General features: G+C 58.5%; 5 protein-coding genes. 2 read left to right on the top strand and 3 right to left on the bottom strand.

The features are described from left to right. From ABX749_RS15040 to ABX749_RS15030, 3 genes are all read right to left on the bottom strand, one after another. Window positions 1–1,550 (bottom strand): glycoside hydrolase family 127 protein (locus ABX749_RS15040; protein WP_372896692.1); only part of this gene is annotated, 1,550 nt, incomplete at its 3' end. Between the two features lie 17 nt (window positions 1,551–1,567). Beyond that, window positions 1,568–2,659, bottom strand: a complete 1,092-nt coding sequence (locus ABX749_RS15035; protein ID WP_372896691.1) for a sugar kinase — start codon at window positions 2,657–2,659, stop codon at window positions 1,568–1,570. Further along, window positions 2,656–3,315: a bifunctional 4-hydroxy-2-oxoglutarate aldolase/2-dehydro-3-deoxy-phosphogluconate aldolase gene (locus tag ABX749_RS15030; protein ID WP_372896690.1), complete on the bottom strand. Its 660-nt coding sequence runs from the start codon at window positions 3,313–3,315 to the stop codon at window positions 2,656–2,658. The genes ABX749_RS15035 and ABX749_RS15030 overlap by 4 nt, the downstream gene beginning before the upstream one ends. A 136-nt stretch (window positions 3,316–3,451) precedes the next feature. On the opposite strand from ABX749_RS15030, the gene ABX749_RS15025 reads away from it, so the two are divergent. Together ABX749_RS15025 and ABX749_RS15020 are read left to right on the top strand one after the other, a co-directional pair. After that, window positions 3,452–5,671: a transglutaminase family protein gene (locus ABX749_RS15025; protein WP_372896689.1), complete on the top strand. Its 2,220-nt coding sequence runs from the start codon at window positions 3,452–3,454 to the stop codon at window positions 5,669–5,671. 325 nt (window positions 5,672–5,996) lie between these two features. Continuing rightward, the gene (locus ABX749_RS15020) at window positions 5,997–7,262 is read left to right on the top strand and encodes a lactonase family protein (RefSeq protein ID WP_372896688.1); all 1,266 of its coding nucleotides are present in this window, start codon (window positions 5,997–5,999) and stop codon (window positions 7,260–7,262) included. Window positions 7,263–7,490 lie beyond the last annotated feature (228 nt).

Genomic DNA, 7,490 nt, shown 5'->3' with positions numbered 1-7,490 from the left:
GCCCAATCGGGAATCCGCAACATGATTTCAAACGGTGTTGGCTTGCATGACTGGATCGTGAGTTTGACCGCGCCCTCCCACGGGTAGTGCGTGTCTTGGGTCAGTTTAAGTGTCGATCCATCCAGCAATGTTGTGTCGAGTCGATTGCCGCCATACAGGTTTACCGCCACACCGTCTGGCGACAGGCTGTACGCCCAGCCGGACAACTGGGCCACCGTGCGGACCAGATTCGGCGGGCAGCAGAAACATTCGAGATAGGGTTGGCGATCGGGGGTTTCCGTGACCAGCGCCGAGTAGTCGCGGGCGCCGTGGATCACGCGGAGCGGGTTGGAATAGATGTAGTGCGTCCCGTCGGCACTGATCCCCGACAGGCCGCTATTGAACATCACCAGTTCCATGATATCGGCGTACTTCGATTGGCCGTGAATCCCCAACATGCGCAAGCTGAACATCGCGTTGCAAAGGTTTGCACAGGTCTCGTTGTAGGCCGTCAGATTGGGCATCATGTATTCGCCGATGAACGCCTCGTGGACAAAATCGACGCGGCTGGACGCACCGTGATGCGTTTGGCCGCACGCACCGGTGATGTACATTTTCTTGTGGACCACGTTGTCCCAAAGTCGATCGAGGGCATCGATCAACGCCCGTTCTCCCGTTTCCGCGACGACATCGGCGGCACCGGCATAAAAGTACAACGCCAACACGGCATGGCCGACTGCCTCGGTTTCTTTCCGCAGCGGCTTGCGTTCCTGAACCATGTCGCCGACCATTTTGTATCGCACGGTGTCATCGGGCACCGGCGGAGATTTTCCTCGCATGTTGATGAAAATCTCGGCGAGTTGCAGATGCCGCTTGTCCTTCGTGGTGCGGTAGAGTTCGACCAGTCCCATGATTTGCGTCTGATTGAATCCGAACCGCGCTAGTTCCTTCGGTTGCGGCTCGAACAGGTCATACAGATAGTCGGCATGCTTGACGGCAATGTCCAAAAAGTTGGTCTTGCCGGTGACCCGATGGTGAATGCAGGCGCTGGTCAGTAGATGCCCGCTGTTGTACAGCTCGTGAAACTGTCGATTGGAGAACCGCTCGAGTCCGGGGATGGTGATTTGCGTCGACAAGTAGCCATCGTCTGCTTGGGCCTGCCCGATGACCGCGATGATTTCATCCAGTTCTTCCAGAATCTGCGGATCCTTGTTGATGGCATAGACATACATGGCCGCTTCCATCCATTTGTAGAAGTCACCATCGTGCCAGTGCATGCCTTGGTGTGTGCCCTGTTTGAGACCCGCGGCGATTTTTAAGTTGTTGTACGCATGCCCGCGGTCCCCCTTGAGCAGCATCCCCATGTGCGGAACCATCACCTCTTCGCACAGCTTGAACTTGTCGGCCCAGAAGCCTGACGTCCACTGACAATCGCCGATGTCGATGCTTTTCAGTTTGACGTGGGGGCTTTCCGCATTGTTGATCACGCCTCGCTGCTGCGCATGGGCCGAATCGGTCTGGGACAGGCACAGCAGGGGCAGGCTACATAGAATCAGGAGTACGTTTTTCATTGGACCAATTATCCGTTTCATCGGACCACGCGTCCCGACGCAGAGCCACCCATCAGGGCCTCGACTTCGTTTCGCGTGGAGTAGTTAAAATCCCCTTTGATCGAATGCTTGAGACAGGATGCGGCGACGGCGTAGTTCAACGCCGTTTGCGACTCGCTCAAGTCAGGTGTCGTCAGCGCAAAGATCAGTCCCGCGGCGAACGCATCGCCACCGCCCACCCGGTCGACGATGTTTTTGATTTGATAGGGCTGGTAGTGGTGTTCCGCATCGAGCGGCGCGAACACGGGCTGATCGGATGCCGTGTCATACAGCATCGCGCCCCAATTGTTGTGTGTCGCCGAGAGACTTTCGCGGAGCGTGATGGCGACCTTGGAAACGTTGGGGAATTGCGTCGCGACCTGGCGCGCCACGTCGGGATAGCGTGACGTGTCCAACGCCCCGGCGTGGACGTTGGTCTCGCCGGCTTGGATGCCGAGCACATCGTGGCAATCTTCTTCGTTGGCGATCACCACGTCGACGAAAGGCAAGATCGTTCGCATCGTCGCCTGAGCCAACTGGCGCGGTGTTTGGGGGGCGTTCCATTTCCACAGTTTGCCGCGGAAGTTGAGATCGATCGACACCGTCGCACCGACGGCTTGGGCTTTTTGCGCCGCGATCAATGTCGCCTCGGCGGCGCGCTCGGAGAGTGCCGGCGTGATCCCCGACAAGTGCAACCACTGGGCGCCGTCAAAGATCCCGTCCCAGTCGTAGCGCTGGGCCGGGGTGATCGCGATCGCCGAATCGGCACGGTCGTAAATCACATTGCTGGGGCGTTGATTGGCGCCGGTTTCCAAGAAATACAGACCCAGCCGCCCTTCGTCGGTCCGCAACACGTAACGGGTATCGACGCCAAGGGCGCGGATCGAATCGATCGTCGCGTCGGCCAAGGCATGCTTGGGTAGCGCCGTGACGAAGCGGGCCGCACCCCCGAAGTTGCTGATCGATTCGGCGACGCTGGCTTCCGCTCCGGCATAGGTGACTTCCAACTCCCGCGTTTGGCGAAGCCGCAGATGCCCCGGTGCTGCCAAACGGCCCATGATTTCTCCAAAGCTGACGACCACTTGACTCATCTTCGTTGATCCTTCTTCAATTTGCTAATGACGTCGGCGGCACGGGAGCTGATTCCTGCCCAGTCTTCGCTGTCCACCAATGATTGTTTGACGATCCACGATCCGCCGACCGCCGGCACGTTGGGCTCGCGAAGATACTCTGACATGTTGTCGGCGTTGATGCCGCCCAGCGGAAAATATTGGATGCCCAGGTGTTTATAGGGAGCGGCAAAACTGCGCAGGTACGTGACGCCTCCCATCGCTTCCGCGGGGAAGAATTTGACAAAGCGACAGCCCAGTTCAATGGCCGCTTCCAAGTCCGTCGGCGTCGCGATCCCCGGGGCAAAGGGCAGGCCGATGTCCTGAGCCGCAGCGATGACGCGCGGATTCATTCCCGGTGCGACACCGAAATCCGCGCCCGCGGCTTTGACCTCCCGCACCGATGCCGGGCTCAGAATCGTCCCGACCCCGACCAACATCTCGGGCACCTCGGCACAGATTTCGATCACCGCCGCCATTGCCGCCGGCGTGCGGAGCATCAATTCAATCGCGTTGATTCCCCCGTCCAATAACGCTTTGGTCAGCGGCACCGCATGCTCCACCTTGTCGACCGAAAAACCGGCGACAACGCCGCACGTTTTCAGCCGATGCAACATCTCTTTGGGAAACTCACTCATCGATCCTCAACCTCCTGAAACTTGTCGGTGCCCGCGAAGCAACGCATGCAGAATCGGTCCGCGCCGCTGTTTTTCCCGACGCGAAACCTGATGATCCGTTGGCATCCCGCTATCATAGGGCATGAACGATTCTTTTATGCAAGGAGTGACAGTGCACCGATCCGATTTGATTCTGTTGACGCTGCTGATGATCACCGCGGTCTTCACGGCGTCTCCGTTGCCGGCCGACGACCAATCCCACCAATCACTGATTGCCAACATCCGTCCTTCGGTCACAACGATTCGGGTTCGGGGACGCGACGGTGAACCATTGGGAATCGGCACCGGATTCATCATCGATTCCGACGGACTGGTCGCCACGAACTTTCACGTGATCAACGAGGGACGTCCGTTTACGGTGGAGACGGCCGGCGGAAAAAAATTGAGAGTCCTCGCCGTAGAGGCCTCCGACGTCGCCAGTGACTTGGCCATCATTCGCGTCGATCCCGGATCGAGCGAGTTGCCGGCGCTTCCTTTCGCCGAGGACGATACCTCTCAGCAAGGCATCCGCGTGCTGGCCTTCGGCAATCCGCTGGGGCTGCGCAACAGTGTGGTCGAAGGCATCGTGTCGGCCAGACGCGAAGTCGAAGGCCGCGAGTTGTTGCAGTTGGCGATGCCGATCGAACCGGGAAACAGTGGCGGCCCCCTGGTCGATCTGGAGGGCCGCGTGCATGGCATCATCAATATGAAATCGTCCATCGATGATAATCTGGGTTTCGCCATCCCGGTCAGCCAACTTGTCGCGTTGCGTGAGAACCCAAACCCCGTCGCGATCGATCGCTGGGTTCGGATCGGCCGGATCAACGCGGACCGATGGACGCCCGTGATGGGATCCCGCTGGCAACAACGCGGCGGACGAATCGTCGCCTTGGGCCAGGGCAATGGTTTCGGCGGACGTTCATTGCTGCTGTCCAAACGCGAGGTTCCCCAGCGCCCCTTTGAAGTCGCCGTGATGGTTCGGCTGGACGACGAATCCGGCGCCGCCGGATTGGCGTTCCACAGCGACGACCAAAATAAGCAGTACGGTTTCTATGCCAGTGCCGGACGGTTGCGATTGACGTGCTTTCGCGGCGCGTCAGTGTATTCCTGGGATATCCTGAAAGAAGTGGAAACGGAACACTATCTGCCCGGACAATGGAACCAATTGAAGGTGCGTGTCGAAACGGACACGATCACGTGCTTTGTCAACGGACGCATGGTGATTGAATCCGATGACCAACAACTCACCGAAGGCCAAGTCGGGCTGGCAAAGTTTCGCGAGACCGAGCCGGAATTCTCGGGCTTTCAGCTCGGCACCGCGTTGCCCTCACCGATGTTGTCCGAAGCCGCCGAAAACACGCTCGCGGAACTCGAGATCGCCGCGCTGCCCCTCGATTCAATCGGGACCGATCAAATTCGCGAACTCGGCAAGTCGGGCGAACTGGCGGCTCGCGAATTGACTCGACGGGCGATCGAGCTCGAAAAACAGGCCAAGCGACTTCATCAGCTTGCCGACGACGTCGAACGTGCCGAGACGATCGATCGATTGAGTCGACTCGATCAAACCGACGCCGATCAACGCCTGCTGGTCGGATCGCTGTTGATCGCAAGACTGGACAGCCCCGATTTGGATGTTGATGCCTATCGCGCTCGCGTCGACGAAATGGCAGCAGAAATCCAGGAAACACTGAAGGAAGACGCGTCGGCGACCGAGAAACGCGACGCCCTGCATCGTTATCTGTTTGAAGAAAACGGATACCACGGCAGTCGAAGCGAGTACTACCACGCCGCCAATAGCCACTTGAATCGCGTCATCGACGATCGCGAAGGGCTGCCGATCACGATGTCCGTCTTGTACATCGAACTCGGACGTCGGCTGGGGATGAAGGTCGAGGGCGTCGGCTTGCCGGGGCACTTCGTGTCCAAGCACGTTATCGATGACGAGAACGAACAGTTGATCGACGTCTTCGAACGGGGCAAGTTGCTCAGCCGCGCCGATGCCGTCGAGATCGTCGCGCTGCATGGCGGGCGAGCACTCCGGCGTTCCGATTTACAAGCCACCACCGACATCGAAATCCTGAGCCGAATCCTGAATAACTTGATCGGCGTCGCCGGACGTCAGAACGACGGCGAGGCAATGCTCCGCTACTGTGACGCCATCGTTGCGGTCAATCCAGAAGAATACCGATATCGCATGCTGCGAGCCCAGTTGCGCGGGATGACGGGAAGGATCAATCTGGGTTTGGAGGACGTCCAATGGCTGTTGGAAAAAGATCCACCGGGACTGGATCGCGGCGAGACCGAGCGGTTGCGATCGGCACTGATCGACAGGCTTTGAGGGTAGGAAGATTTTGGGGTAGGAAGATTTGTTGGTCAAAAAATGGGGTGGTCAAAAAATGGGGTGGTCAAAAAATGGGGTGGGGAGAAGCCTGGTAGGGCATGCTGTGCATGCCAATAGGGCTGCGTTGGTGCTGTCATTTTTTGACCACAAAATGTTTTGACCCAATTGCGTTTCCTCCATCCACCCGGATGCGAATCACCGCTGCGCTCGCGGATATCCGCTTTCAGCACCAGGCCCCAAGCGGGTTGTTGCAGCCATCCACTTTCGATCACAATGATCGCCCTGTCCTCGCCCTCCTACCCGCCCTCGGTGACTTGTTGTAATGAATCAACTCTCTCGATCTCGACGTTCGTTTTTAAAAACTTCGGTCGCCTTGGCCGCGGTTGGCCCGGTTGCAAACGGTGTTGCCCAGGCAGAATCTGATGCCCCACCGTTGATCGCCTATGTCGGCACGTTCAGCTCGCCGCTTCAGGACGTGCTGCCGACTCAAGTCGATCTTCCGCCGGGCAATGGGCGGGGGATCCATCTGTTTCAAGTCGATCGTCGGACGGGAGAGTTGACGGAGATCGGCACACAGCGGATGGGGACAAGTCCCAGTTGTCTGGCCGTCAACGCTGCGGGAACTCGGCTGTACTCGGCCAATGAAACCGATCGGGTCGGTGAAGGTAAGGAAGGTTCGGTCAGTACGTTTTCGATCGATCGATCCAGCGGCAAGTTGACCTTGATGGGCACCGTCCGCAGTGGCGGTGCCGGCCCGACCTACATCAGCATTCATCCTAGCGGACGGTTTGTTCTGGTCGCCAACTATTTCGGCGGTAGCGTTGCGGTGCTGCCGGTCGCCGCGGACGGGCGATTGGGGGAACCGGTTCACGTCAAGCAGGACGCCGGCACGATCGGGCCGACACAGGCGACCAACGCGCCGGCGGGCAGCTTTGCCATCAGCGGCCACGATCGCACCCACGCCCACATGATCCAATCCGATCCCTCGGGAAAGTATGTGCTGCACGCCGACCTGGGCTTGGACAAGATCTTTGTTTGGAAATTCGACGAACAAACCGGAGCCTTGACCCCCAACGATCCGGCGGCGATTTCGTTGCCACCGGGCGATGGACCGCGGCATTTCCATTTTCACCCTAACGGTCGCTGGTTCTATTCGATCCAGGAAGAAGGTTCGACGATTGTCTTGTTTGACTACGACGCCGACGCGGGACGCTTGGCCGCGCGGCAAACCGTCTCGACGCTGCCGCCGGAGTTCGTCGGTAGCAATTTCTGTTCAGAGATCTTGGTGTCCGACGACGGCCGGTTTGTTTATGCCGGCAACCGCTTGCACGACAGCGTGGGGGTCTTTGCCGTCGGTGACGACGGAGAGCTGACGTTTGTCGGCGAAGAGTGGACGCGCGGGAATTACCCACGCAGCTTCAGCTTTGACCCCACGGGACAATTCTTTTACTGCTTGAATCAGCGAGCCGACCACATCGCGATCTTCAACGTCAATCGCAAGACAGGCGAGTTGCAGTTCACCGGCCACTACGCCGCCGTCGGCAACCCATCGCACATGGTCTTCCTGGATCTGGCAGCCCCACGTTGATGCCGCCGCGGCAACGCCGAACACACCGCCAACGCCATCTTTTGACCAACAAATCTTTTGACCAACAAATCTTTTGACCAATCAATCTTTTGACCAATCAATCTTTTGACCGGTAACACGTCCAACCTGCCGCCTGCCGCTACTCCGGCCTGTTGGCATGAAGCACGACGCTACTGCTCGATGAGGTACAAAACGGATTTGCTGCGGAGGATCAATTGGTTTCCGACG

Origin of the sequence: Stieleria sp., from assembly GCF_041595215.1 — a bacterium.
Lineage (GTDB): Bacteria > Planctomycetota > Planctomycetia > Pirellulales > Pirellulaceae > Stieleria > Stieleria magnilauensis.
The sequence above is the reverse complement of the archived record's forward strand: the minus strand, read 5'-3'. Positions and strand labels throughout refer to the sequence as shown.

Excerpts from the sequence above, each read along its gene's own strand:
- ABX749_RS15035 (WP_372896691.1), bottom strand. The coding sequence starts at position 2,659 with ATGAGTCAAGTGGTCGTCAGCTTTGGAGAAATCATGGGCCGTTTGGCA.
- ABX749_RS15030 (WP_372896690.1), bottom strand. The coding sequence starts at position 3,315 with ATGAGTGAGTTTCCCAAAGAGATGTTGCATCGGCTGAAAACGTGCGGC.
- ABX749_RS15025 (WP_372896689.1), top strand. The coding sequence starts at position 3,452 with ATGCAAGGAGTGACAGTGCACCGATCCGATTTGATTCTGTTGACGCTG.
- ABX749_RS15020 (WP_372896688.1), top strand. The coding sequence starts at position 5,997 with ATGAATCAACTCTCTCGATCTCGACGTTCGTTTTTAAAAACTTCGGTC.